Origin of the sequence: Flavobacterium sp. JLP (assembly GCF_015350755.1) — a bacterium.
Classification (GTDB): Bacteria; Bacteroidota; Bacteroidia; order Flavobacteriales; family Flavobacteriaceae; genus Flavobacterium.
On record NZ_JADKPS010000007.1, the window covers coordinates 186,485 to 212,119 of the forward strand.

Here is a 25,635-nt window from a genome sequence, read left to right on the forward strand (position 1 = left end):
TTTGTGTCTTCGTGGTATTATTTTAATTTTTTGAGTCTTAAATCAGTTTTTAAAAATAAAACTTAGTGTCTTTGTGCCTTCGTGGCAAATTTGTTTCTATTAAAATTCCGCGCTTCCAGGAGTTCTTGGGAAAGGAATTACGTCCCTAATGTTTGTCATTCCTGTTACAAACAATACCAAACGCTCAAATCCTAATCCGAAACCTGCGTGAGTGGCAGAACCAAATCTTCTGGTGTCTAAATACCAGTATAATTCTTCTTCGTCGATGTTTAAAGCTTTCATTTTTTCAACCAAAACATCGTAACGCTCTTCTCTTTCAGAACCACCAACGATTTCTCCAATTCCAGGGAAAAGGATATCCATTGCACGAACTGTTTCTCTTCCTGGTTCTGTGTTGTCGTTCAAACGCATATAAAAAGCTTTAATGTTTGCTGGATAATCGTATAAAATTACCGGACATTTAAAGTGTTTTTCAACCAAGTAACGCTCGTGTTCTGATTGTAAATCAGCTCCCCATTCGTTGATTAAATATTGGAATTTCTTTTTCTTATTTGGAGTTGAATCTCTTAAAATATCAATTGCTTCAGTATAAGAAACACGTTTGAAGTTGTTCTCTAAAACAAAATTCAATTTCTCTAACAAAGGCATTTCGCTTCTGTCTGCTTGCGGTTTTGATTTTTCTTCTTCTAAAAGTCTCCCTTCTAAGAATTTCAAATCGTCTCCACAATTGTCTAAAGCATATTTAATTACGTACTGAATAAAATCTTCAGCCAAATCCATGTTATCATCAAGATCGTTGAAAGCAACCTCTGGCTCGATCATCCAGAATTCTGCCAAGTGACGAGAAGTGTTTGAATTTTCTGCTCTAAAAGTTGGCCCAAAAGTATAAATCTGACCCAAAGCCATAGCAAAAGTTTCCCCTTCTAATTGTCCCGAAACCGTTAAGTTCGTATGTTTTCCAAAGAAATCTTTTTTGAAATCAATGTTTCCTTCTTCATTTTTTGGAAGATTATCCAAAGGCAATGAAGTCACCTGAAACATTTCTCCAGCACCTTCAGCGTCAGCGCCGGTAATAATTGGTGTGTTTACATACACAAAACCTTTTTGTTGAAAATAGCTGTGAACTGCATAAGACAATACAGAACGTACACGCATAATCGCACCAAAAGCATTTGTACGTACACGTAAATGTGCATTTTCGCGTAAAAACTCCAAAGAGTGTTTTTTAGGCTGCATTGGGAATTTCTCCGCATCAGAATCTCCTAAGATTTCAAGTTTTGTAACCTGAATTTCATATTTCTGACCCGCACCTTTACTTTCAATCAAAGTTCCAATTACAGAAACCGCAGCTCCAGTCGTGATTCTTTTTAAAGTTTCTTCTGGTGTATTTTCAAAATCAACAACACATTGTATATTATTAATGGTAGAACCGTCATTAAGCGCGATGAACTGATTATTTCTAAAAGTTCTCACCCATCCTTTTGCATTCACTTCCTGTAGCGTCGTAGTACTGTTTAATAAGTCTTTAACTTTTGTGTGTCTCATTTTAATTTTAGATTTATAGATTGCTGATTTTAGATTAAAATAAAATCAGTGTTTTATATCGAATTGCAAATATAAACGATAATAATTAATTTTTGAAGCTATTCCTGCTATCCGCTTGTATCTTTTCCTTGCTAAAGAAGCAAGAAAAAGGATACCGCTTCTATCAGGGCTAGGCGACTCACTTTCATAAGAAGCAATTTTAAGAACAGTTGTCATTCCGAGGAACGAGGAATCACACAAGTAATTCCATAAAGAAAGTCGCCAATCTTTGTCGAGTTCCGTGTGTGATTCCTCGTTCCTCGGAATGACAAACCTATGTATATTTATCGAGGGTCTTTATAATGATAAATAGTAATGAATGATTTTACAAACTCTCAATATCATTTCTCAATCGCTCAATATTACGAGTTAAAAATTCAATAAATAGTAATTTAGCTTTATTTATATCGTTTAATTGTTTTACTATTTGGTTTTCAGAATCTCCAGCAAGAATGAAAAATAATTTAAGCTTTTTATCTTTATGGATCTCTAATACATTTTCATCTTCATCAACAATCCAGAAAGCTCCGTGCTCTTCATCTGATTGTTTTAATTCTTCCAAAGCTAAATCTAAATCTTGTAAAGTAGGATTTTCAAATGAAGATGCATTAGCGGATTCTAAATACATCATTGTCTTTATAAATAATATTGTGAAAACGCTAACCTTCCAATCCTTCCAAATCCTCTTTCTTCGCTTTTTTCTTCTCAAAAGTCAAAACCAAAGCGGGCAAAACCAATAAATTGGCAAACATCGCAAACAATAAGGTACATGAAATTAATCCGCCAAGTGCGATTGTGCCACTAAAGCTTGAAAGCGTGAAAGTAGCAAATCCTAAAATTAAAACGACAGAGGTGTAAAAAGTACTGATTCCGGTTTCTCTTAAAGCGCTGAAAACAGATTTTTTTACTTTTCCGTTGCTTTGCAATAAATCATGTCGATACTTCGCCATAAACTGAATCGCGTTATCTACCGAGATTCCGAATGCAATACTAAATACCAAAATAGTTGACGGTTTCAACGGAATTCCGAAATAGCCCATTAATCCAGACGTAATACAAAGCGGTAAAACATTTGTAATTACAGACGCAAAAACCATTTTAAAAGATCTAAATAAGTAAAGCATCAAAGCAGCAATTACTAAAATGGCAAAAATCAGCGACTCGATTAAGTTATCAACCAGGTACGATGTTCCTTTCTGGAAAACCAATGCTTTTCCGGTTAAGGTAACTTCATAGCGGTCTTTCGGGAAAATTTCAGCGATTTTGGCATGCAGTTTTTTCTCAACTTTCGCCATTTCATCGGTACCAATATCTCTCATAAAAGTCGTGATTCGGGCGTATTGTCCAGTCGAATCTACATAACTTTTCATTAAATTATCTTTGCTGTTTTTTGTTGCGTTTTTAGCATACGATAAAATAAAAGTTTGTTCCTGCGAAGTCGGCAATTGGTAATATTCTGGATTTCCGTTATAAAAAGCCTGTTTCGAATATTTAACCAAATTTACAATAGAAACCGGCTTTGATAGTTCTGGAATCGACGCAATTGTATTTTGCAGTTCATCCATTTTTTTCATTGTCGATAATTTCATTACACCTTTTTTGTGTTTGGTGTCAATCATTATTTCGAGTGGCATTACACCTTTAAACTCTTTTTCGTAAAATAAAATATCTTTAAAAAACGAAGCGCTTTTTGGCATTTCGCCAATCAAACTTCCTGAAACTTTCATTTGTGCAACTCCAATAACACTAAAAACTAAAAGCAAACCGTAAATGGTATAAATTACTTTTCGTTTGTTTTTAACTACATTTTCTACAAAATCCAGTAAAGTAGAAATGTAAGTTTTAGTCAAATGATAAAGGTGCTTTTCTTTTGGCAGCGACATAAAACTGTATACAATCGGCACAATTAAAAGCGTCAACAAATACACAGAAATAACGTTGATCGATGTTACTAAACCAAATTCAAAAAGCAAATCATTTCCTGTAATCATAAACGTTGCAAAACCTATCGCAGTCGTAACATTTGTCATTAAGGTCGAAACTCCAATTTTCGAAATAATGCGCTGTAATGCTTTTGCCTGATTGTTATGCAGTTTAATTTCCTGCTGGTATTTATTGATCAGGAAAATACAATTCGTAATTCCGATAACGATAATTAGCGGCGGAATAATAGCCGTTAAAATCGTGATTTTATAATGAAATAATCCTAAAGTTCCGAACGACCAAATTACCCCAACTATCAAAATGCAGATCGAAATAAACGTAGCTCTAAACGAACGGAAAAAGAAAAAGAAAATCAATGAAACCGTCAATAAAGCAGCGCCGATAAAAAGTGCGATTTCGCCTTTCATATTGTCAGCATTGATGGTTCTGATGTAGGGCATTCCAGAAACTTTCAAATCGATTCCGGTTGTTTTCTCGAATTTAGCAATTTTCGGAACCAAGTTTTCAAGAATAAAAGTTTTTCTCTCCGCCGTATTTACAATTTTTTTGTTGATGTAAACTGCAGAACGAATACTGCCGCTTTCTTTATTAAAAAGCAAGCCTTCATAAAAAGGAAGATTGTGAAATAAATCGTACTGTATTTTTTTTAAATATTCAGGATCAACCGCTTTGCTTTGGTCAATAAAAGGCGCCAAAACGAATTTTTCGTTAACAGTATCTTTTTCTAATTTTTTCAAGTCGTTTAAAGAAACAACCAAATCAATTTCCTTCGATTTTTTTAAACCCGTCATCAATTCATTCCAAGCCGCGTAATTTTTTGGCGTAAAAAACTTTGTGTCTTTAAAACCAATTACTACAAGATTTCCTTCTTCACCAAATTTGTCAAGAAACTTTTGATAATCTTTATTTGCAACATGATTTTTAGGAAGCAAATTCGCTTCGGTATAGGTCATAGCAAGATTTCTCCATTGAAAACCAAGGAAAATGGTCAAGGCTGCAACCACAACTAAAATCGTAATTCTGTTTTTAAGAATAATTCGGGCTACTTTTTCCCAAAATCCAACTTGAATAGCGTTTTTCATAAAATCTTTAAAATGGTTGCAAATGTAGTGAAAAGTGCTCAAAATCATAAATAATCGTTTGTATTTTACTTAATGTTAACACAAATCTGCAACTTTATATTTTATAATAAATTTCTTTCTTTTTGCTGATTAATCCTAAGCTTTTCTCATATTTGCAATTAATTTAAAAATGAAAAGAAAATGAACTGGATTTTATTAATTATCGCTGGACTTTTTGAAGTTGGATTTGCATCTTGCCTTGGAAAAGCCAAAGAAACAACCGGAATTATTTCGACGTATTGGATGGGAGGTTTTTTTTTATGTTTGACCATAAGTATGGTTTTATTATATAAAGCAACTCAAACATTGCCAATCGGCACAGCATATGCGGTTTGGACAGGTGTAGGCGCGGTAGGAACTGTTTTAGTTGGAATTTTAGTTTTTAAAGAGCCGGCAACTTTCTGGAGAATATTTTTTCTTTCAACTTTAATCGCGTCGATAATTGGGTTGAAGTTTGTTTCTAGTCATTAAGAAAATCGCCCACGGATTTTACAGATGAAACGAGTTTTCACAGATTTAATTTTGATATTTTTATCTATTAAAAATCCCTATAAAACTTTAAAATCTGTGGCGAAATAAATAGCTATTTTTACAGATAATTATAACACATAATTTCTTAAAGCATGCAGGAAGACAATACCACAACTTTTATTTTTTTAGCAATTCTTTTGTTGCTCATTGTCATCATTTGCTTTATGATGTACCAACTAATGCAGGCAAAAAAATCGAAAGAAGATGCTGAAGAGAGTTTTTATGCACTGGAGAGAAAGGTAAATGACTTGCAGTTAGAAACTTTAGAGTCTAAACTTAATCCGCATTTGTTTAAGAATATTCTAAACTCAATTCAATCACACGCCTATCAAACTTATTTTGCTTTAGATAAATTAGCCAATGTTTTGGATTATATTTTATACGAAAGCAAAAAGAAATTCGTCACGGCAAAAGAAGAAATTGATTTTGCACTGAATTTAATCGAAATCAATAAAATCAAAATCAGCCCGCTTTTTGAGCTGAAGATAAAAACCAATATTAATAAAGAAGATAAATTATACGACCAGCCATTATTAGCGCCGTTAATTTCAATTGATTTAATCGAAAATGCTTTTAAACATGCTGATTTGCAAAGTGCCGATGCTTTTATTTCGGTTGTTTTTGAGTTTAAAGACAATGCTTTTTTTATGACGGTTTCGAATAAAATCTCGGATAAGAAAGTACTCAAAAAAGAACGAAGCGGTTTTGGCCACGCAACATTAGAACATCGTTTGCGCATTATTTATAAGAATAATTTCAAACTTGATAAATTCGTAGAAAACGACGTTTATATCGCTCATCTTAAAATAGATTTACTTGAATACAAAACTGAAATGCTTGCTTCTGGACGATGAGTTGCCTGGATTAACGTACTTGAAAATGCTTTGCGAACAAATTCCTGAAGTAGAAATTGTAAAGACGTACAACAATCCTGAAAAACTCCTTGCCGATATTCCGGATCTCGATTTTGATTTATTAATATCAGATATCGAAATGCCAGGAATGGATGGCTTGCATTTGGCTGAAATGTTAGAAAACAAATTAGTCATTTTTTGTACGGCATATAAAGAATATGCAGCCGACGCTTTTAATATTGACGCTGTAGATTATATTACAAAACCAGTAAAATTAGAACGCCTGCAAAAAGCAATCTCAAAAGCTTTTGAGAAGTTTCACAAACCAGAGACTGCTAAAAAATTTATTCAATTAAATACGGACAAAGGAAAAACCTTGCTGTATTTTAACCAAATTCACTACATCAAAACCGCAGTAAGCGACAGTCGCGACAAAACAGTTTTGCTCTCTGATGGAAGTTTTTTGAATTTAAAGAATGTTAAGTTTGATACACTTCTGAAAGAATTGCCAGAAGCTGATTTTTGCCGTGTAAACAAAAAAGAAATCGTGGCGGTAAAAGCCATTAAATTCTTTAACCACAACGAAATTGTACTTCATCATTTAGAGAAAAATGATAAAAACAGCACATTGATTTTAAGTGAAACGTACCGTTCTGACTTTCTGAAAAAAGTAAAAATCTAACTTATTACAAAGTTTTTCCCACTTGTTACATAGATCGAAAATTAGCAGTAAATTTACTTTATCGCTAAATTTTCAGTGTTGATATTTGCAGCATTAAAATCAAAAAAACGAGTTATGAATAACTTAAAAAACTCTTTGTTTTACGTAACAATTATTGGAGGTTTCGGCGCTCTGATTTATTGGATAATTTCAAAAGGCGCATCTCTAGAAGTTGGACGTGGCATCATTCAGAAAAAAATAGAAAGCAATCATTGGAATGATTTTCTTCATTCTATGGTCGAAAATTTACAGCATCCTTTAGCTATTTTATTAGCACAAATCGTGACTATTATTTTAGTGGCACGTTTATTTGGGTGGATTTTTAGAAAAATAGGACAGCCGTCTGTAATTGGCGAAATGATTGCAGGTATTGTTTTAGGGCCATCTTTGGTCGGAATGTATTTTCCTGAATTCTCAGCGGCTTTATTTCCAAAAGAATCTTTAGGAAATCTTCAATTCTTAAGTCAGATTGGTTTAATCCTTTTCATGTTCGTAATCGGGATGGAATTGGATTTGAAAGTTCTAAAAAATAAAGCGCATGAATCTGTAGTAATCAGCCATGCGAGTATCGTAATTCCGTTTGCATTAGGATTAACATTTGCTTATTTTATATACGGAACTTTTGCGCCGGTTGGTGTAGAGTTTTCTTCTTTCGGATTGTTTATGGGAATCGCGATGAGTATTACAGCTTTTCCAGTTTTAGCGCGAATCGTTCAAGAGCGAGGGATGCAAAAAACAAAACTCGGAACTATTGCGATTACTTGTGCGGCCGCAGATGATATCACGGCTTGGTGTATTTTGGCAGTTGTAATTGCTATTGTAAAAGCAGGTTCATTTACAAGTGCTTTGTATGTAATCGGTTTAGCTATTTTATATGTAATTGTAATGCTTAAAATAGTTCGTCCGTTTTTGAAACGTGTAGGCGATTTGAATTCAACACGAGAAAGCTTAAATAAACCGGTTGTTGCGATTTTCTTTTTAACACTTTTATTTTCTGCATATGCATCTGAATTAATCGGAATTCATGCTTTATTTGGCGCTTTTTTAGCGGGAGCTATTATGCCTGAAAACAATAAATTCAGAAATATTTTTATTGAAAAAGTAGAAGATGTTTCGATCATCGTTTTATTGCCATTGTTTTTTGTTTTCACAGGTTTGCGTACACAAATCGGATTATTAAATGATCCTTATTTATGGAAAGTAACTGCAGTAATTATTGCGGTAGCGGTAACTGGAAAATTCTTTGGCAGCGCATTGGCAGCAAAATTTGTTGGACAAAACTGGAAAGACAGTTTGGCCATTGGAGCGTTGATGAATACACGCGGTTTAATGGAATTGGTAGTTTTAAATATTGGTTACGATTTAGGAGTTCTTTCTACTGAAATTTTTACTATGATGGTAATTATGGCTTTAGTAACCACTTTTATGACGGGTCCGGCTTTAGATTTCATCGGATTTATTTTTAAAGATAAAGTAACAACAGTACCGCAAGAAATTGGAAATAAAAGCAAATACAAAATTTTGCTTTCGTTTGCTACTCCTGAAAGAGGAAAAAAATTGTTGAAAATCGCTAACAGTTTAGTGAAAAAACAAGGAGATAATTCGATCGTAACAGCGATGCATTTATCTTTAAGTACAGAAATACATTCATTTGATGTAAAAGATCATGAACGTAAAATGCTGATTCCGGTTATTGAGGAGTCAGAACGTTTGAATCAAAATATGATAAGTGTATTTAAAGTGACCAATGATATTGATACAGATATTATTGATACTGCAAATCAAGGTGAATACGATCTTTTATTAGTTGGTTTAGGTCAGTCAATTTTTGACGGAACTTTGCTGGGCAAGATTCTAGGTTTTACAACCCGAATCGTAAATCCGGATCGTTTGATTGACAAATTTACTGGAAAAGAAGGTTTGTTTGAAAATTCTCCTTTTGATGAAAGAACACGTCACATTATTGCAAAAAGCAAAATGCCAGTCGGAATTTTTATTGATAAAGATTTAGAAGAAGTCAATCAGATTTTTATCCCTGTTTTTAGTAAAGAAGATGCTTTTTTAATTGAATATGCTAAGAAATTAATCAATAACAACGGCTCTCAAATTACAGTTCTTGATGCCAGCGGTGAGGTAAAAAGTACACGCGATATTCAGGAAACGATTCGTTCAATCGAACAGATTGCACCAAATCATATTATGATTATGCACGATAGAACCATTAAAAAAGAGTTTTTAGAAAGCCAAAACTTAATGATTATTAGCTTAGACAGCTGGAAAAAGCTGATTGAATCTCAAAGTACATGGCTGAACAATACGCCATCAGTTTTGATTTTGAAACCATAAAAGGATTTAAATTGCAATTCTTAAGCCTCACAATAAAAATCCCAAATCCAATTTTATGATTGGAGTTTGGGATTTTTTGTTCTTGTCATTTCGACCAAAGGGAGAAATCACACGCGTAACTCAACAAAGATTGGCGATTCTTTTTCCGGAATATCTAGTGTGATTTCTCTCCCGAAGCCTCGGGATCGAAATGACAAGATTGTGTGGAAGATTGGAATTTCTAATTTATCTTGATACCTACAGGGTTTGGAATTTCAGGTACTAAAGTCCCAAATCCAAAACATACGAAATCTTAACCGCTATATTGTCTTCAAATTTCAACAATTGATTTGGGCCATAACGGTAAAATCCGCCTAAACCAAAACCTTTAAAGATTTTATTCAATTCAATTCCAGATTCAAAGAAGCCTTTGTCTAAAGTTTTATATGCCGGACCAACATGCTGTTCTGGGTTTTGCATATTTCCCCAAGCCATTCTCGTAACTAAAACTAAAGAAGGACGGACTTTTTTAAGAATTGTAATTCGGTCAAAACCATGTTTAATTTGAAAAAACACATATTGGCTCGAGAAAAACTCATTAAAGTACATGGTTTCAAAACTGTTTCTTCCTGCAAAAGTAATACGCTGCATAACCGTTTCTTTGGTTAAGTTATTAGGCATTGTATTGTACAAATGTGTTATTGGCACATCGCCAATAGCGTAACCGCCCTGTAATAGTAAACTTGTTTTTTGGCCGTTTAAATATTTCTTTTCATATTCTGTTTTGAAATCTATTTTGCTGAATTTAAAATCGTTTTCTAAAACATTTGGCAATGATTGCGTATACTGAAAAGTAAACCTCGGAAATCTTTTGTCAGATTCTGTTCTTCCTGTTGGCGTTTGCATGAAGTCGCTAAAAGGCGCCCAAACAATCGAAGCCATGGCAGTTGTCATCACATAACTTGAATATAACTGTCCGTTTAAATTAAAAAGATAATCAAATTTTGGCTCAACATCCGTTCGTGATAACTCAAAAACAGCTTCGGTTTTCGGAATAATTTTAGTTTGAATATTCGCTTTCCAGCTTATGTATTTATAAAAAGTACTAATGTTGATTGGCCGTGGATCGTAAATTTTGAAAACACGTTTGTCAACTGCAAAAACGGTACTCGCAATTTCTCGAACATCATCTGTATAAGATCCGTTTAGCCAAGTATTAGTCGATTTGTCCAACAAAACTCCAGAGCCTAAATTGTATTTAAAAACACCGTCTTTTGTTCCGTATGCAGTATAGCCTTCAATCCTGAAATTTTTAGAAAAACGATCATTCGTAATACCGCCGACGCCTAAACGAAAACCTTCGTAATTGTTAAAGCTGATTAACTTCTTTAAGTCAAGATCTATAGGTCCGATAGGCAGATAACCATTTATGATTTTTCGCCCAAGGCCTAAACGTTTTTCTATTCTCTTCTTAACCGAAAGACTGTCTAATAATTGATAGGTTTTCTGGCTTTTTAGGTCTAAACTTTCTTTTCGGTACTCATTCCAAAATTCTTCTGGTTTTTTGCTGGCATCGTCTTTAATTTCAATATAGAGTGCAGGATTTTTTATCGCAGGATTTGTGTTATAATGAATGTCAAAATTGTTGCTTTCTGAAATCAGATAAGTAAAATCAGAAGCTACTTTTTTTCTTCTTTCAAAATTATCTTCAACATCTCCGTCAAACTGGATTGTACCGCCCAATATTTTGATATCATCATCATTTTTTCCTTTGACAATTTTAAAAGTTGTATTGCTCTGAAACCAGATTTTTTCCTCCGGAACATATTCAAATTCATGAACACCGCTAATGTCTAGAACGCTTTTTATACGCATTACAGCTTTGGCAACAGCAAAATTTTCCTGATCAATATATAAAACGCCTTCAAGAGCATTTGTTTTTCTTTTCTTGTTTTTAAAGTAAATCATAAAAGTTTCTCGTCCTTTTATATTTACGGTATCAAGAAGTTTATAATTGTAATCATCAAAAGCGTTGTTTGCAATCGGGCTTTGATGTTTGGTTTCGAATAATTCGTATTTCGAATCGTAAACTGAAATAGATTGCAGGTTAAATGCCAGCACTTCATAAATTGGCTGTTTGAAACCAGCTATTTTAGTTCCTAAAATAGTTTCTTTGAGTTTGTTGTTTCCAAACTGATATTGCGAAACTTTTTCAGTTTGAAATAAATGCTGTTTGCTGATTATTTCTTTAAACTTATAATCAGACGAATCAATATTGATTTCTTTTTTATTGAAATCTTTATACGCTGCAGAAGAATCGATTCTGCCGTCAATTGAATCTGGATTGGCAGTTACAATAAGTTTGTTGTAGGTTTTGTACTCAAAACTGCTGAGTTTTTTTTGCGGATCGTTTTTGGTTTTATTAGCGATGACTTTTCTAATTATGGCTAAAGCTGGATTTTCATTAGAAATTACAACTTCTTTTAAATCATCTGTTTTTTGAGAAAGAGAAATCGAATAAAACTTTTTATGATCTGCAATTGCAATGATTTTAGTTTCAAAACCAATGTAGGAAACAGCAAAATTGGTAATTTTTACTGAAGTTTTAAAATCAAATTTACCGTCAACATCTGTAATAGTATTCTTATTGTCAGAAGTTGTTATAGTTGCAAAAGGCAACGGTTTGTTGTTAGAATCAGTTACAATTCCGTTTACTTGAAATTGCGCTTGAATAGAAAGCGTGAAAAACAAAGTCAATAAACAGAATAGCTTCATACAGAATGTTATAGTTTCAAAAACGAAAAGAATGTGATTTTGGTATGCAAAAATAAGAATAAAAAAATCCGTCTGGTAAATTTAACCAAACGGATTTCTATTTTGTATTAAATACAATTAAACCTTCATTATTTCAGCTTCTTTCGCAGCTAATAATTCATCGATTTTTTTGATAAAAGTATTTGTTAAGTTTTGAACTTCTTCTTCAGCAGATTTGCATACATCTTCAGAAGTTCCGTCTTTTTCTAATTTTTTAATATCAGAGTTGGCGTCTTTACGAACGTTACGAACACCAATTTTAGCATCTTCAGCTTCAGATTTTGCTTGTTTCGCCAAATCTCTACGGCGCTCTTCTGTCAAAGGCGGCACGCTGATGATGATTACGTCACCATTGTTCATCGGATTAAAACCAATGTTGGCAATCATAATTGCTTTTTCAATAGCTTGAAGCATATTTTTTTCAAAAGGCTGTAACGTGATTGTTCTTGCATCAGGAACACTAATTTTTGAAACTTGCGAAAGTGGTGTTGCAGAACCATAATAATCTACAAAAACACTTCCCAACATTGCTGGAGAAGCTTTCCCTGCACGAATATTTAGAAATTCTTTTTCCAAGTGCGCTATAGAACCGTTCATTGATTCCTCAGTACTTTCTAATATAAAATCTATTTCTTCACTCATTTTTTTTTCGATTTTTAAGTCCCGAAGCCTCGGGATAGACGTTTGGATTTTTAGATTTTAAAAATCGTTGGATCTAATTTACTAACTAATATGATTTTTGTTTTTTTTTGAATATTAAACGATTGTCAAAAATTAAGAGAAATCTAATAATCTAAAAGTCGAATAATCGAACAATCTAAACATTTACTACAGTTCCAATATTTTCTCCTTCACAAATTTTCAATAAATTTCCAATTTTGTTCATATCAAAAACAACGATTGGCAATTTATTTTCCTGGCTTAAAGTAAAAGCCGTTGTATCCATAACGTTTAGTCCTTTTTTAAGAACATCATCAAACGAAATCATATCGAATTTTACTGCCGAAGCATTTTTTTCAGGATCAGAATCATAAACACCATCAACGCGAGTTCCTTTTAAGATAACATCAGCATTAATTTCGATTCCTCTTAAAACAGCTGCAGTATCAGTTGTGAAATATGGATTTCCGGTTCCGGCTCCAAAAATTACAATTCTTCCTTTTTCAAGATGACGATCTGCTCTTCTTTTAATGTAAGGTTCAGCAATAGATTCCATTTTCAAAGCAGTCTGCAAACGCGTTTTCATTCCTTTGTCTTCAAGCGCACCTTGCAAAGCCATTCCGTTAATTACAGTGGCAAGCATTCCCATATAATCACCTTGTACTCTATCCATACCGGCACTTGCACCCGCAACGCCTCTAAAAATATTTCCTCCTCCAATAACAATAGCAATTTCTACTCCTTTACTATGAATCTGCTTAATTTCGTCAGCATATTCGGCTAATCTTTTAGGGTCAATTCCGTATTGTAAATCACCCATTAAGGCCTCGCCGCTAAGTTTTAGAAGAATTCTTTTATATTTCATGTTTGTGTTGCGTTAATTTGTGCAAATATAGACATATTCTGATTTTTAAAAATAATGTTTACAAAAAATTAATAGCTCTTTTATATTTAAATTTAAACAGACTTTTGGTATTAATTTTGGTCTAATGTGATAAAAGTCATACTCGCATCTTGTTAAAATGATTATTTTTATAGAACCAAAACGAAGTAAATATGAAAAGTATTGTTGCTAAAGCATTATTCAATAGTTATTCTTATGCAGAATATAGAAAATTAGTTACCGATTTATTGTCAGAAGGAAAATCGACCGGAGATACTCAATCTGAAAGTTTGACTCATTATACGAGTTTGAATGAAGCTCGAATGAATCGGCTTGAAAAAACGATTAAAATTTCAGAAGAAACAATCGAGAAGCTTCAAAAATTAGACAACCATTTTATTTGGTTAGTAATTTCTGAAGGCTGGTGCGGCGATGCTGCGCAAATACTTCCTATCCTTAATAAGATGGCTATTGAATCAAATAAAAAAATCGATCTTCAAATTGTGCTTCGTGACCAAAATGATGATTTAATGAGTCAATATTTAACGAATGGCGGAAGAGCAATTCCAAAAGTTATTGTAATTTGTAAAGAAGCCGGAATTGTTCGTGCAGATTGGGGACCAAGACCAAAAGGTGCAACTGAATTAATGACAAATTATAAAAAAGAATTTGGTGTAATTGATGAAAAAATCAAAACAGATCTGCAATTATGGTATTTGGCTGATAAAGGAATTTCAGTGCAGCAGGAATTGCTTGAGATTATGGAGAATATAAAATATAATCGATTGTAGTTTTTATTAAAATTAAATCTTTTAAAAGCCTTTTTGTTCTAGTAATTTGTTGAGGGCAAGTGTTTTAATATTAAATAATCTGTAAAATATTTTTTTATTATGTGGAATTTTGTATCTTAGTGAAATAATCCCACTTCTATTATTTACTTTTTGATTTACTCTATTATTGGTGTTTATTTAATGTTTAACTATTAAAAACTGCACTATTATGAAAAAGTTATTCGAAAGGTTTTATGATTTTTTTTCATCATTCTTGTTCGGAGGGAAAAGTGTTCCTCACTATTAATCACAGGACAACAAGTATGAAGTAACATTACTTAGGAGTTGGCACATTACAATACCCCATTGTGTAATGTGCTTCTTTAATGCCAAACTCAGTAAGTTTGCTTAAAGAACGCTTTTAAAAAGTAATAACAGAAATTCTAAAGTTAAGACTGCAAATGCTAGAGTTTTAATACAAATAAAAGTGAAATGCAAATTTCTTTATTTCAGACTTTCCTCAAACAAAGTAATATCAATTGCATTTTTCACATCGTAATCGCCAATTTTAGTTCGGCGTAAAACGGTTAAGTGTGATCCTGAATGCATTGCTTTTCCAAAATCATAAGCAAGTGATCTAATATAAGTTCCTTTACTGCAAACAACTCTAAAGTCAATTTCAGGAAGTGCAATTCTAGTAATTTCGAATTCGTGAATTGTGGTTTTTCTGCTTGCAATTTCTACCGTTTCTCCAGCTCGTGCATGCTCATATAAACGAACGCCGTCTTTTTTAATTGCTGAAAAAATAGGTGGTTTTTGATCGATTTCGCCTAAAAACTGTTTTACCGTTTCATGAATTAAAGCTTCGTCGATATGTCCTGTTGGAAAAGTTTCATCAATTTCAGTTTCTAAATCATACGATGGAGTAGTGGCTCCAATATAAAAAGTTCCCGTATATTCTTTTGCCTGACCTTGAAGTTCAGAAATTCTTTTGGTAAATTTTCCAGTACAGATTAATAATAAGCCTGTAGCCAAAGGATCTAAAGTTCCTGCATGGCCAATTTTGAACTTTTTTGGAAGCCCTACTTTGTTAATTAAAAGGTATTTTAATTTGTTGACAGCTTGAAACGAACTCCATTTTAAAGGTTTGTCTATCAGTAAAACTTGTCCGTCTAGATATTCTTCAGTTGTCATTATATAATGGTAAGCGCGTGAATGAAAAAGTGAATCAATAATAAAATGATTCCAGCAATGATTCGGTAATAACCAAAAACTTTAAATCCGTTTTTAGTTAAGAATCCGATGAAGGTTTTGATAGCCAAAAGCGCTACAATAAATGCCACTACATTTCCGATAACCAATAAATTGATTTGGTCGTGAGACAATTCGAATCCATCTTTATAATAATCGTAACATTTTTTTACTGTTGCGCCCAACATTGTTGGAACTGCAAGGAAAAATGAAAATTCAGCAGCTGTAGTTCTTGATAGTTTTTGAGACATTCCCCCAACGATACTTGCTCCACTTCTTGAAACTCCAGGAATCATAGCGATACATTGAAATAATCCAATTTTAAAAGCTTGCAAATAGGTAATTTCTTGAGAACCTTCGGCAGTATTTGGATTGTTGAACCATTCGTCGACTTTTAATAAAATAAATCCTCCAATTAAAAGTGAAATAGCTACAGTAACTGGATTTTCTAATAAACCATCAATAAAATCGCTTAGCAATAATCCTAAAATGACAGCCGGAATAAAAGCGACCAAAAGTTTAAAATAAAAATCAAGTGTTTGAAAGAAACGTTTGAAATATAAAACGACAACCGAAAGTATAGCGCCAAGCTGAATAACAATCGTAAAAAGTTTTGTAAATTCTTCGTGTGCAATTCCGAAAAAAGAAGAGGCAATAATCATGTGACCAGTTGAAGAAACAGGTAAAAACTCTGTAATTCCTTCTATTATGGCAAGAACAATAGCTTGTAATGTATTCATTTATTTAGATTGTTAGATTATTAGACTTCTTAGATATCAGACTTTTTAAAGATATTAATCTAATAATCTAAAGATCTAAGTTGTCTAAGGAGTCTATTTTGTTTTTTTGAAAATAGAATAAATCGTGATTCCAAAACCAAGCAAAACAGTTGTTGGTGCTAAACGGATACGTCTAAAGCTAAAAACATCTTCATTAAAAACATTAGGATTATCACTTCCTCCGCCAGACATTAAAATAAAGCCAAGTGCAATAACCGCAATTCCAATCAATAAAATTTTGTAATTGATACCGTCAAAAAGAAATTCTTGTTTTTGTGGCTGTTGGTATTCTTCTTTAATATTGTTTTTCATTTTATTTCTTTTGTAATCCTAGCAAAGCTAAAATATTTTTATTGTTTTATTGAACCATTAACATTCAGACTGTATACTAGTATAAGTCGTCTGTTCTTAAGTTCAAGAAACGTTGTGTTGCAAAGTGAGTACTTACCCAAGTAATTAAAACGCCAATTCCGAAAACGGCTAGTAATACTAATCCGATTAGGGCTTTATCTTCTAAAATCCCTAAACCTGGAAAGTTAGTGTCTACATAAAGCAAAAGTGCAATAAGACCAATAATTGCCAATCCTGCGCCAAGCATTCCTAATTTTACGCTTCTCATTACAAAAGGTTTACGGATAAACGATTTTGTTGCACCAACCATTTGCATGGTTTTGATAATGAAACGGTTTGAGTGAATCGATAAACGTAATGAGCTGTTGATTAATAAAACTGCAATTACCGCAAGGAAACCACTGATAATCAAAATCCACATACTTACTTTTTTGATATTGTCATTTACTAGATTTACCAATTGTTTGTCATACACAATATCTTCGATCATAGTGTTTTTACGCAGTTGGCTTTCAATTTGCAAAATGCTGTCTCTCTCAACATAATCTGCTTTTAGATGAATGTCGTATGAATTCAATAGCGGATTTTCCCCTAAGAAGGTCAAGAAATCTTCTCCAATAATATCAGTATGTTCTTTTGCTGCTTTTTCTTTAGAAACATACACATAAGATCTCGCAAAAGGAGCCCTTTTCAATTCGGTGTTAAATGCTTTTATTACACTATCATTAGCTTCGTTTTTAAAGAAAACCGTCATTGCGATTTTTTCTTTAAAATCATTGGCCAGTTTTTTAGAATTGATAATGAATAGTCCTAGTACTCCCAAAAGGAATAATACCAAGAATACACTTAATACAACCGAAAAATAAGAGGAAATTAACCTGCGCTTTTGAAATTTATCAAAGTTAGAACTCATAGTATGCTTAAATTATGTGGTAAAAATAATAAAGAATTTCTTTATTTAAAGTTAATAACGAACTTTTATACCATAAATATACAATTAGATATTGAATAAAAAATTGATTTTACTGCAAAGTGTTTAAAGTATTGTGTTCATTTAACTTCAAAGTACGCTAAGGATTTTTAAATGTCCAGCCTTATAGAAACTTAAAGTTCACAAAGCATTATGTTGGTTAAAGCTTTGCGAACTTTAAGTTTTGTGACTTTAGTACTGAATAAAAAACCTTAGCGTACTTTGCGGTTAAACCTTCAGCCTCATTACTTAACTTTATAAACTTCAATACTCTTAAGCCAGTAAACATGACGCGGACCAGTTCGAATATCATTTCTGCAAATAGCAATCATTTCTCCATTTTTAATTGGTTTGCCATTTTCTTCAAAAAGAATATAGGCGTTTTCTCCAGTTGGATTATTGAAAATTTCAGCCCAAGAAAAAGTTGCTTTATAATCGTCTGAAGCTCTAGCAACAATGTAAAAGTTTCTGTCTTTATGATCGTCTTGTTTGATTTTTGCTTTTTCTAAGATATCTTTCAAAAGCACGCCTTTACAAGTTTTAATTTCTTTTTTGACTTCACCATTCTTGCCCAATATTTTGAAATTATCAATCGTGGCAACTTTCATTTTCTTTAATGAATCTACTGTTAATTGCAGCGGAAATTCAACATCGCCTTTTACTTCGATTTGGTGATTGGCCAATTTCAAACTATCCGCAGCTGTAAGGGTTTTGTGTTCGTGATTTTCAGTTTTTGAAGTTTGTACTGAAGCAACATTTTCTTCTTTATCTTTTTTAGACGAATTGCACATAGCACATGAAAATGCAATGAAAAGAATCAGGATGTAATTTTTAATTTTCATAATTATGGTGATTAATAGCATATTCAATATTACGTATTTTTAATAATTTGAATAAGTATTTTGATATTTTATTTGTTTGTCTATGAAATGCTTTGGTACAAACCACAATAAATGTAAATTTGCGGCTAATTAACTAGTGAAAAGCCTTAGAACCTTAGTCACTTAGAACCTTAGTCACTTAGAAATGAAATACAATCCAAACGAAATTGACGCCAAATGGCAAAAATATTGGGCAGAAAATCAAACTTTTGCAGCAAAAAACAACTCTGATAAACCAAAGCATTATGTACTCGACATGTTTCCTTATCCGTCTGGAGCAGGATTGCACGTTGGGCACCCGCTGGGTTATATAGCTTCAGACGTTTATTCTCGTTTCAAAAGACATCAAGGTTTCAATGTTTTGCACCCAATGGGTTACGATAGTTTCGGATTACCTGCGGAACAATATGCAATTCAGACAGGACAGCGTCCGGAAGATACGACGCGCGTAAATATTGACGGTGGTGTTGATAAAGAAGGAAAACAAATTGCAGGATACAGAAAACAATTAGATAAAATCGGATTTTCATTTGACTGGAGTCGTGAAGTACGAACTTCAAATCCGGATTATTACAAACATACACAATGGATTTTTATTCAATTGTTCAATTCTTGGTATTGCAAAAAACAAGGAAAAGCATTTGATATTTCAGAATTAATAACTGTTTTTGAAGAAAGTGGAAACGCATTAGTTGAGGCAGTTTGCGACGATAACGTAGTAATTTTTACTGCTGACGAATGGAAATCCTATTCTGACGATCAAAAAGAAAAAATCTTGTTGCAATACAGAATGACCTATTTGGCAGAAACCGAAGTAAACTGGTGTCCAGGCTTAGGAACTGTACTGGCAAATGACGAAATTGTAAACGGAGTTTCTGAACGTGGAGGCTTTCCTGTTATAAGAAAAAAAATGACACAATGGAGTATGCGAATTTCTGCTTATGCCGAACGCTTGCTTCAAGGCCTAAATGATATCGATTGGAGCGAGTCAATAAAAGAATCTCAACGTAACTGGATTGGGAAATCTGTTGGTGCTTTAGTTAAGTTTCAAGTTTCAAGTTTCAACTCTCAGGTTGAGGCGCAAAGTGATGAAACTTTAAACATGAAACCTGAAACAAATTATATAGAAGTTTTCACAACAAGACCTGATACTATTTTTGGAGTAACTTTTATGACTTTGGCACCAGAACATGATTTGGTAGCTAAAATTGTGACTGCTGATCAAAAAAATGCAGTTGACGCGTATATCGAAAAAACAGCAAAACGATCAGAGCGTGAGCGTATGGCCGATGTAAAAACCATTTCTGGTGTATTTACAGGTGCTTATGCAGAACATCCTTTTACAAAAGAACCAATTCCGGTTTGGATTGGGGATTATGTTTTGGCAGGTTACGGAACAGGCGCTGTAATGGCGGTTCCTTGCGGAGACGAAAGAGATTATGCTTTTGCTAATTTCTTTAAAGGTCAGGAAGGAATGCCGGAAATCAAAAATATCTTCGCCAATGTTGATATTTCTGAAGCTGCGTACGGATCAAAAGACAACGTTGAAATCGCAAATTCTGATTTCTTAAACGGATTGAATTATAAGGAGGCAACTCAAAAAGCAATTGCTGAATTAGAAAAAATTGGTCAGGGAACGGGAAAAACAAATTACCGTTTGCGTGATGCCGTTTTCTCTCGTCAGCGTTATTGGGGAGAACCTTTTCCGGTTTATTATGTAAACGGATTGCCAAAAATGATCAGTGCAGAACATTTGCCAATTATTTTACCTGAAGTAGAGAAATATTTACCAACAGAAGATGGTTTGCCTCCGTTAGGAAATGCAACGATTTGGGCTTGGGATACAAAAAACAATGAAGTTGTTAATACGGATTTGGTTGATAATTTCGAAATTTTCCCTCTGGAATTGAATACCATGCCAGGTTGGGCGGGAAGCTCATGGTACTGGATGCGTTATATGGATGCACACAATGAAAAAGAATTTGCAAGCAAAGAAGCTTTGAAATATTGGGAAAGTGTGGATTTATATATTGGAGGAAGCGAACACGCAACCGGACATTTATTGTATTCTCGTTTCTGGAACAAATTCTTAAAAGACAAAGGTTTTGCTCCAACTGAAGAGCCATTCAAAAAACTGATCAATCAGGGAATGATTTTGGGGACTAGTGCTTTTGTTTATAGAAATTATTATCAAGTAAATTTCAATGCTACAGGTTTTGACGACATTTTAAAGAACGAAGTTACAAAGTCGCCGATATTTATTTCAAAAAATTCTTTGAATTCATTAAATAATGGAACGGCATCAGAATCTCTTAATTTAACTATTGAAAAACTTAAAAACGATTTTAGGAATAGAATTAGAGAGATTATTGGTGCGGATGAATATATTGATGTAAATATTGATTATAATTTTCAACCTATTCACGCTGATGTTTCAATGGTAAATTCTTCTGATGAATTAGATATTCAAAAATTCAAGGCTTGGAGAGAAGATTATGCTGATGCTGAATTTATTTTAGATGATAACGGAAAGTATATAGTTGGTCGCGAAGTCGAAAAAATGTCGAAATCAAAATACAATGTGGTAACTCCAGATGATATTTGTGCTGAATATGGAGCTGATACATTACGTTTATATGAAATGTTTTTAGGTCCGTTAGAGCAGGCAAAACCTTGGAATACTGCTGGAATTTCGGGAGTATTTGGTTTCCTGAAAAAATTATGGAGATTGTATATTGATGAGAATAACGGTTTAATCGTAAACAACGACACACCAACAAAAGACAGCTTAAAATCATTGCATAAAACAATCAAAAAAGTGGCTGATGATATTGAGAATTTCTCTTTCAATACTTCGGTTTCTCAATTTATGATTTGTGTGAATGAATTGTCGACTCAAAATTGCCATTCAAGAGCGATCTTAGAACCATTAGCAATTTTGGTTTCGCCATACGCGCCACATATCGCAGAAGAATTATGGTCGCAATTAGGACACAAAACGTCAATTTCTGAAGTAGCGTTCCCAATTTTTGACGCCAGTCATTTAGTAGAGACAAATAAAGAATATCCAGTTTCTTTCAACGGAAAAATGCGTTTCACTATCGAATTGCCTTTGGATTTAACCAAAGAACAAATCGAAGAAATCGTAATGAAAGACGAAAGAACTCAAAAACAATTAGACGGAAGAACTCCAAATAAAGTGATAATCGTTCCTGGGAAGATTATCAACCTTGTGGGGTAATTGAATAAATTCCAATATAAAAATTCCAAATTCCAATTTTGTTGGGGTTTGGAATTTTTTTTGCACACAGTTTGTCATCCTGAAGGACGAAGGATATCACTAGATATTCCGTGGTCAAAATCGCCAATCATTGTAGAGTTACGTGTGTGATCCTTCGTTCCTCAGGATGACAAAAATTAAAAATGATTCTTCATTTCCTCACGATGACAAATCTCTGAGTGTAATATTTTTTTTCATTCTTAATCTCGCACCAACATTGGAATTTAGAATTTTTTCATTAAAAATTTAAAAACTTTTGTAACATTTTAATAGTCGTCGTATCAAAAGCATGGATCCGATTTAATTAACAACTTAAAAACTATTAAAAATGAAAAAGTATATTTTAATTATCGCCCTTTTATTTTCTGCATTATGTATTAATGTTTTTGCACAAACAAAATCATATCCTTTTGAAGTTATTAAAACCGGAAAAGGAAAACAATCTATAATATTCATTCCTGGTTTTGCTTCTTCTGGAGAAGTTTGGAACGAAACCAAAACAGCATTCGAAAAAGATTTTGCTTGTTATACGCTTACAATGGCCGGGTTTGCCGGAGCGAAACCACAGCCAGATCCTTCATTTGAAAACTGGAAAACTGGAATTGCGAATTATATAAAAGACAATAAAATCGAAAAACCAATTTTAATTGGCCACAGTATGGGCGGTGGATTGGCTTTGGCAATAGCCGCAGATTATCCAGAATTGATTGGGAAAATTGTTGTAGTTGATGCGCTTCCGTGTTTGGCTGCTTTGAGTGATGCTTCTTTTAAATCAAAAGAAAATAACGATTGTTCGCCAATGGTAACGCAAATGACAGCGATGTCTGATTCTCAGTTTTATGAAATGCAAAAAGGTACTATGCCAAGACTTATGCAAGACGCATCAAAACTGGATATTGTTGTAGATTGGAGTATAAAATCTGACCGAACAACTTTTGCTCAAATGTATTGTGATTTCTTTAATACTGATTTGCGAGAAAGAATCTCGGCGATAAAATGCCCAGCCTTAATTTTATTAGAATCTTATTTTATAAATTTAAAACCAGCAATTGAGGGACAATATAAAAACTTGACAACGGCTAATTTTCAATATGCGACTAAAGGCTTGCACTTTATAATGTATGATGATACAGCTTGGTATTTAGGACAGTTAAACAATTTTCTAAAATCGTAAGAATGGAATTTGAAGATATTTATAAAACGTACTGGGATCGAATATTCAGGCTTTGCATGGGTTTTGTGAACGATTATGATATAGCGCAGGATTTGGCTCAGGAAACCTTCATAATTGTTTGGCAAAAGCTGGAAACGTTTAGAAATGAATCGGCGATTGGAACTTGGATTTTTAGAATTGCTTCTAATAATTGTTTAAGGCAGATTGAAAAAGAAAAACGATTCCCAAAATCTGATTTGCCGATTCATTTAACCGAAGAAAAGCAACAATCGATAGAGCCTCAAATTCAGTTTTTGTATAAATGCATAGCAGAATTGCCAGAAACCGAACGTATTATTATTTCACTGGAATTAGAAGATGTTAAGCAAGCAGAAATCGCCAAAATTGTTGGGCTTTCTGAAGCAAATGTTAGAGTGAAAATTCACAGAATCAAAGAAAAATTGACTCAAAAATTTAAAGAAAATGGACAACAATAATATAGATTTCAAAGATTTATGGAAAAAACAAACCGTAAGTCAACCCAATATCGAGGATTTGCTAGCACGATTAAAACAATTTAAAAAAGTAAATTTACGCAGTTTATGGAAAACTAATATTTTGCTTTTTGCTACAAGCGCCTTTATTCTGTTTGTTTGGTATTATTATCAGCCACAGTTTATTTCGAGTAAAATCGGAATTGTTTTAGCGATCGCAGCAATGGCGATGTATGTTTTTGTTTATAATCGTTCATTAAAAGATTTTAAAAATATTGATGCCACTCAAACCAATCATGAATATTTGCAAAAACTGATTTTAATTAAGAAAAAACAGCAGTTTATGCAGTCGACAATATTAAGCTGGTATTTTGTTTTGCTTCTTGTCGGAATCTGTTTGTATATGTATGAATACGCTTCGAGAATGACGGTTTTTTATGCTTTGATTACTTACGGCGTAACGTTGCTATGGATTGGATTTAATTGGTTTTATATCCGTCCGAAGCAAATTAAAAAACAAGACGAAAAGCTAAACAGTCTCATTGAGAAGTTTGAAGAAATAGACAAACAGCTGTTGTAAGTTTTGATTTTAATTTTTAAGTAATTCCAAATTTCAACGTTCGCTTAGATTTGGAATTTTTTGATTTGGAATTGAATAATAATGCCAAAATGACATTTTTTGAAATTGGTTCATAAATTGCAGTTTGTTTTGTAACTTTAAAATTCAATCAAAAAAAACAAAAATATGGGAAGTGGATATTTAATTATTGCCGGACTAATTATGCTTTTTAGCTGGTTAGTAAGCTCTAGACTTAAAAGTAAATTCGAATTATATTCTCAATTGCAGTTAAAAAACGGAATGAGCGGTGCTGAAATTGCAGAAAAAATGCTTGCCGATAACGGAATAACAGATGTGCGCGTTATTTCGACTCCAGGTCAATTGACAGATCATTACAATCCGTCAGATAAAACAGTGAATTTGAGTGAAGCAGTTTACAATCATCGCAATACAGCAGCGGCGGCAGTTGCCGCACACGAATGTGGTCACGCAGTACAACATGCAATTGGTTATGAATGGCTTACAATGCGTTCTAAATTAGTTCCAATTGTAAGTGTGGCGTCAAATTACGTACAATGGATTTTGATTGCTGGAATTTTGATGATTAAAACTTTTCCGCAGTTATTGTTAGTAGGAATTGTGATTTTTGCAGCAACAACTTTATTTTCAGTTATAACTTTGCCTGTAGAATACGATGCGAGCAACAGGGCGTTGGCGTGGCTTGAAAATAAACACATGCTGACACAAGAGGAACAAGCTGGAGCAAAAGACGCTTTAAAATGGGCGGCAAGAACGTATGTTGTTGCGGCGATAGGATCTATTGCAACGTTGTTATACTATATTTCGATTTATTCAGGGAGCAGCAGGAGAAACTAATTTGCTAATTAGTCAATTAGAGAATTTTATAGCAAACCCGACAGGTTTTAAAAACTTGTCGGGTTTTTTGTGAAGTATTTTGAAATTACCTAATTATCAAATTGCCACATTATCTCATTATAACTGAATCTGTCTGTCAATCTGCTGATCAAGCGAAATAAAAGTTTCTGTTCTTGAAACACCTTCAATGGCTTGAATTTTAGTATTTAAAAGCTGCATTAAATGTTCGTTGTCGCGACAGATAATTTTAATTAGTACAGACCAGTTTCCTGTAGTGTAATGGCATTCTAAAACCTCAGGAATTTTTCTTAAATCTTTTACAGCTTCAGAGTTTCGCGAAGCTTTGTCAAGATAAACGCCAATAAACGCCATAGTATTGTAGCCTAAAACCTTTGGATTTACAGTAAATTTTGATCCGGAAATCACGCCAGATTGTTCTAGTTTTTTTAGACGCTGATGAATTGCGGCTCCAGAAATGCCTATTTTATTAGCAATTTGCAAAATAGGTTTTCGGGCATCATCCATTAAATAACGAAGAATTTCTTTGTCGATGCCATCAATTTCAATTAGAAGGGAGTTGATTTTCATAAGAGTTTAAATTTGAAACTAATTTTAGTGATTTGGTTTTAGTTAGAAATCAAATGTACTCAAAATGAGGGGAAAATAAAATTCCAATTTTAAAAATTCCAAATTCCAAATAGAATTGATTGCCTGTATTTCTTTGTATAAATTTTAAACTTTTACAAAGATCAGAAAAGATTGATTTAAAAGAAAAATTCCAAATTCCAACAGATAAAGTTAGAATTTGGAATTTAAAAGATTTTAATATTGTTA

22 protein-coding genes are annotated in these 25,635 nt (G+C 33.2%); 10 read left to right on the top strand and 12 right to left on the bottom strand.

All coding sequences use genetic code 11. From position 1 onward, the window contains the following. Positions 1 to 99: 99 nt before the first annotated feature. From asnS to IRZ83_RS16495, 3 genes are all read right to left on the bottom strand, one after another. Positions 100 to 1,545 carry an asparagine--tRNA ligase gene (gene asnS, locus IRZ83_RS16485; protein ID WP_194570369.1) on the bottom strand — a complete coding sequence of 482 codons (1,446 nt, stop codon included), beginning with the start codon at positions 1,543 to 1,545 and terminating at the stop codon, positions 100 to 102. Positions 1,546 to 1,909: 364 nt separating this feature from the next. Beyond that, on the bottom strand, positions 1,910 to 2,212 hold the full coding sequence (locus IRZ83_RS16490) for a hypothetical protein (RefSeq protein WP_194570371.1): 303 nt from the start codon (positions 2,210 to 2,212) through the stop codon (positions 1,910 to 1,912). A 31-nt stretch (positions 2,213 to 2,243) separates the two neighbouring features. Further along, positions 2,244 to 4,610: an efflux RND transporter permease subunit gene (locus tag IRZ83_RS16495; RefSeq protein WP_194570373.1), complete on the bottom strand. Its 2,367-nt coding sequence runs from the start codon at positions 4,608 to 4,610 to the stop codon at positions 2,244 to 2,246. 180 nt (positions 4,611 to 4,790) lie between these two features. Between IRZ83_RS16495 and IRZ83_RS16500 the strand changes: the two genes are divergently transcribed. The 4 genes from IRZ83_RS16500 to IRZ83_RS16515 all read left to right on the top strand — a co-directional run bounded on the left by IRZ83_RS16500 (position 4,791) and on the right by IRZ83_RS16515 (position 9,101). After that, a complete protein-coding gene (locus IRZ83_RS16500) occupies positions 4,791 to 5,120 on the top strand; it encodes a DMT family transporter (RefSeq protein WP_194570375.1) in 330 nt (109 codons plus the stop codon). A 152-nt stretch (positions 5,121 to 5,272) separates the two neighbouring features. Further along, a complete protein-coding gene (locus tag IRZ83_RS16505) occupies positions 5,273 to 6,034 on the top strand; it encodes a sensor histidine kinase (RefSeq protein WP_194570377.1) in 762 nt (253 codons plus the stop codon). Beyond that, positions 5,997 to 6,716, top strand: a complete 720-nt coding sequence (locus IRZ83_RS16510; protein WP_029270699.1) for a LytR/AlgR family response regulator transcription factor — start codon at positions 5,997 to 5,999, stop codon at positions 6,714 to 6,716. The genes IRZ83_RS16505 and IRZ83_RS16510 overlap by 38 nt, the downstream gene beginning before the upstream one ends. Positions 6,717 to 6,830: 114 nt before the next feature. Continuing rightward, positions 6,831 to 9,101, top strand: a complete 2,271-nt coding sequence (locus IRZ83_RS16515; protein WP_194570379.1) for a cation:proton antiporter — start codon at positions 6,831 to 6,833, stop codon at positions 9,099 to 9,101. Positions 9,102 to 9,362: 261 nt separating this feature from the next. Here the strand turns inward: IRZ83_RS16515 and IRZ83_RS16520 are convergent, their stop codons facing one another. The 3 genes from IRZ83_RS16520 to pyrH form a co-directional block, all read right to left on the bottom strand. Beyond that, entirely contained in the window at positions 9,363 to 11,855 is a 2,493-nt protein-coding gene (locus tag IRZ83_RS16520; RefSeq protein ID WP_194570381.1) for a DUF5686 family protein, read from the bottom strand. Positions 11,856 to 11,972: 117 nt separating this feature from the next. Continuing rightward, positions 11,973 to 12,536 (bottom strand): ribosome recycling factor, encoded by a 564-nt coding sequence (gene frr, locus IRZ83_RS16525; RefSeq protein ID WP_029270693.1) that lies wholly within the window; start codon positions 12,534 to 12,536, stop codon positions 11,973 to 11,975. A 175-nt stretch (positions 12,537 to 12,711) separates the two neighbouring features. Further along, complete coding sequence (pyrH, locus tag IRZ83_RS16530) at positions 12,712 to 13,419, bottom strand: UMP kinase (protein WP_029270691.1); 708 nt, start codon at positions 13,417 to 13,419, stop codon at positions 12,712 to 12,714. Positions 13,420 to 13,610: 191 nt separating this feature from the next. On the opposite strand from pyrH, the gene IRZ83_RS16535 reads away from it, so the two are divergent. Beyond that, complete coding sequence (locus IRZ83_RS16535) at positions 13,611 to 14,228, top strand: thioredoxin family protein (protein ID WP_029270689.1); 618 nt, start codon at positions 13,611 to 13,613, stop codon at positions 14,226 to 14,228. A 483-nt stretch (positions 14,229 to 14,711) separates the two neighbouring features. Here IRZ83_RS16535 and truB read toward each other — a convergent pair whose 3' ends face one another. The 5 genes from truB to IRZ83_RS16560 form a co-directional block, all read right to left on the bottom strand. After that, complete coding sequence (gene truB, locus IRZ83_RS16540; RefSeq protein ID WP_194570383.1) at positions 14,712 to 15,401, bottom strand: tRNA pseudouridine(55) synthase TruB; 690 nt, start codon at positions 15,399 to 15,401, stop codon at positions 14,712 to 14,714. After that, positions 15,401 to 16,198 (bottom strand): undecaprenyl-diphosphate phosphatase, encoded by a 798-nt coding sequence (locus IRZ83_RS16545; protein WP_194570385.1) that lies wholly within the window; start codon positions 16,196 to 16,198, stop codon positions 15,401 to 15,403. Before IRZ83_RS16545 ends, truB begins: the two co-directional genes overlap by 1 nt. A 93-nt stretch (positions 16,199 to 16,291) precedes the next feature. Further along, positions 16,292 to 16,549, bottom strand: coding sequence for a DUF3098 domain-containing protein (locus IRZ83_RS16550; protein WP_029270682.1), 258 nt, complete (start codon positions 16,547 to 16,549; stop codon positions 16,292 to 16,294). A 76-nt stretch (positions 16,550 to 16,625) separates the two neighbouring features. Beyond that, positions 16,626 to 17,501: a cell division protein FtsX gene (locus IRZ83_RS16555; RefSeq protein ID WP_029270680.1), complete on the bottom strand. Its 876-nt coding sequence runs from the start codon at positions 17,499 to 17,501 to the stop codon at positions 16,626 to 16,628. Between the two features lie 302 nt (positions 17,502 to 17,803). After that, positions 17,804 to 18,400: a molybdopterin-dependent oxidoreductase gene (locus IRZ83_RS16560; RefSeq protein WP_194570387.1), complete on the bottom strand. Its 597-nt coding sequence runs from the start codon at positions 18,398 to 18,400 to the stop codon at positions 17,804 to 17,806. A gap of 184 nt (positions 18,401 to 18,584) precedes the next feature. Here IRZ83_RS16560 and IRZ83_RS16565 point away from each other — a divergent pair, with 184 nt between their 5' ends. The 5 genes from IRZ83_RS16565 to IRZ83_RS16585 all read left to right on the top strand — a co-directional run bounded on the left by IRZ83_RS16565 (position 18,585) and on the right by IRZ83_RS16585 (position 24,801). After that, complete coding sequence (locus IRZ83_RS16565) at positions 18,585 to 21,680, top strand: leucine--tRNA ligase (RefSeq protein ID WP_194570389.1); 3,096 nt, start codon at positions 18,585 to 18,587, stop codon at positions 21,678 to 21,680. A 367-nt stretch (positions 21,681 to 22,047) separates the two neighbouring features. Then, positions 22,048 to 22,893, top strand: coding sequence for an alpha/beta fold hydrolase (locus IRZ83_RS16570; RefSeq protein ID WP_194570391.1), 846 nt, complete (start codon positions 22,048 to 22,050; stop codon positions 22,891 to 22,893). Positions 22,894 to 22,895: 2 nt separating this feature from the next. Beyond that, the gene (locus IRZ83_RS16575) at positions 22,896 to 23,369 is read left to right on the top strand and encodes an RNA polymerase sigma factor (protein ID WP_029270675.1); all 474 of its coding nucleotides are present in this window, start codon (positions 22,896 to 22,898) and stop codon (positions 23,367 to 23,369) included. After that, complete coding sequence (locus tag IRZ83_RS16580) at positions 23,356 to 23,946, top strand: hypothetical protein (protein ID WP_194570392.1); 591 nt, start codon at positions 23,356 to 23,358, stop codon at positions 23,944 to 23,946. The genes IRZ83_RS16575 and IRZ83_RS16580 overlap by 14 nt, the downstream gene beginning before the upstream one ends. 165 nt (positions 23,947 to 24,111) lie before the next feature. Continuing rightward, positions 24,112 to 24,801: a zinc metallopeptidase gene (locus IRZ83_RS16585; protein WP_194570393.1), complete on the top strand. Its 690-nt coding sequence runs from the start codon at positions 24,112 to 24,114 to the stop codon at positions 24,799 to 24,801. Positions 24,802 to 24,918: 117 nt separating this feature from the next. Here the strand turns inward: IRZ83_RS16585 and IRZ83_RS16590 are convergent, their stop codons facing one another. Beyond that, positions 24,919 to 25,389 (bottom strand): Lrp/AsnC family transcriptional regulator, encoded by a 471-nt coding sequence (locus IRZ83_RS16590; RefSeq protein ID WP_029270670.1) that lies wholly within the window; start codon positions 25,387 to 25,389, stop codon positions 24,919 to 24,921. Positions 25,390 to 25,635: the final 246 nt, after the last annotated feature.

Bases quoted from the DNA above. Each gene is read 5' to 3' on its own strand.
- asnS (WP_194570369.1), bottom strand. From the start codon at position 1,545: ATGAGACACACAAAAGTTAAAGACTTATTAAACAGTACTACGACGCTA.
- IRZ83_RS16490 (WP_194570371.1), bottom strand. From the start codon at position 2,212: ATGTATTTAGAATCCGCTAATGCATCTTCATTTGAAAATCCTACTTTA.
- IRZ83_RS16495 (WP_194570373.1), bottom strand. From the start codon at position 4,610: ATGAAAAACGCTATTCAAGTTGGATTTTGGGAAAAAGTAGCCCGAATT.
- IRZ83_RS16500 (WP_194570375.1), top strand. From the start codon at position 4,791: ATGAACTGGATTTTATTAATTATCGCTGGACTTTTTGAAGTTGGATTT.
- IRZ83_RS16505 (WP_194570377.1), top strand. From the start codon at position 5,273: ATGCAGGAAGACAATACCACAACTTTTATTTTTTTAGCAATTCTTTTG.
- IRZ83_RS16515 (WP_194570379.1), top strand. From the start codon at position 6,831: ATGAATAACTTAAAAAACTCTTTGTTTTACGTAACAATTATTGGAGGT.
- IRZ83_RS16520 (WP_194570381.1), bottom strand. From the start codon at position 11,855: ATGAAGCTATTCTGTTTATTGACTTTGTTTTTCACGCTTTCTATTCAA.
- frr (WP_029270693.1), bottom strand. From the start codon at position 12,536: ATGAGTGAAGAAATAGATTTTATATTAGAAAGTACTGAGGAATCAATG.
- pyrH (WP_029270691.1), bottom strand. From the start codon at position 13,419: ATGAAATATAAAAGAATTCTTCTAAAACTTAGCGGCGAGGCCTTAATG.
- IRZ83_RS16535 (WP_029270689.1), top strand. From the start codon at position 13,611: ATGAAAAGTATTGTTGCTAAAGCATTATTCAATAGTTATTCTTATGCA.
- truB (WP_194570383.1), bottom strand. From the start codon at position 15,401: ATGACAACTGAAGAATATCTAGACGGACAAGTTTTACTGATAGACAAA.
- IRZ83_RS16545 (WP_194570385.1), bottom strand. From the start codon at position 16,198: ATGAATACATTACAAGCTATTGTTCTTGCCATAATAGAAGGAATTACA.
- IRZ83_RS16550 (WP_029270682.1), bottom strand. From the start codon at position 16,549: ATGAAAAACAATATTAAAGAAGAATACCAACAGCCACAAAAACAAGAA.
- IRZ83_RS16555 (WP_029270680.1), bottom strand. From the start codon at position 17,501: ATGAGTTCTAACTTTGATAAATTTCAAAAGCGCAGGTTAATTTCCTCT.
- IRZ83_RS16560 (WP_194570387.1), bottom strand. From the start codon at position 18,400: ATGAAAATTAAAAATTACATCCTGATTCTTTTCATTGCATTTTCATGT.
- IRZ83_RS16565 (WP_194570389.1), top strand. From the start codon at position 18,585: ATGAAATACAATCCAAACGAAATTGACGCCAAATGGCAAAAATATTGG.
- IRZ83_RS16570 (WP_194570391.1), top strand. From the start codon at position 22,048: ATGAAAAAGTATATTTTAATTATCGCCCTTTTATTTTCTGCATTATGT.
- IRZ83_RS16575 (WP_029270675.1), top strand. From the start codon at position 22,896: ATGGAATTTGAAGATATTTATAAAACGTACTGGGATCGAATATTCAGG.
- IRZ83_RS16580 (WP_194570392.1), top strand. From the start codon at position 23,356: ATGGACAACAATAATATAGATTTCAAAGATTTATGGAAAAAACAAACC.
- IRZ83_RS16585 (WP_194570393.1), top strand. From the start codon at position 24,112: ATGGGAAGTGGATATTTAATTATTGCCGGACTAATTATGCTTTTTAGC.
- IRZ83_RS16590 (WP_029270670.1), bottom strand. From the start codon at position 25,389: ATGAAAATCAACTCCCTTCTAATTGAAATTGATGGCATCGACAAAGAA.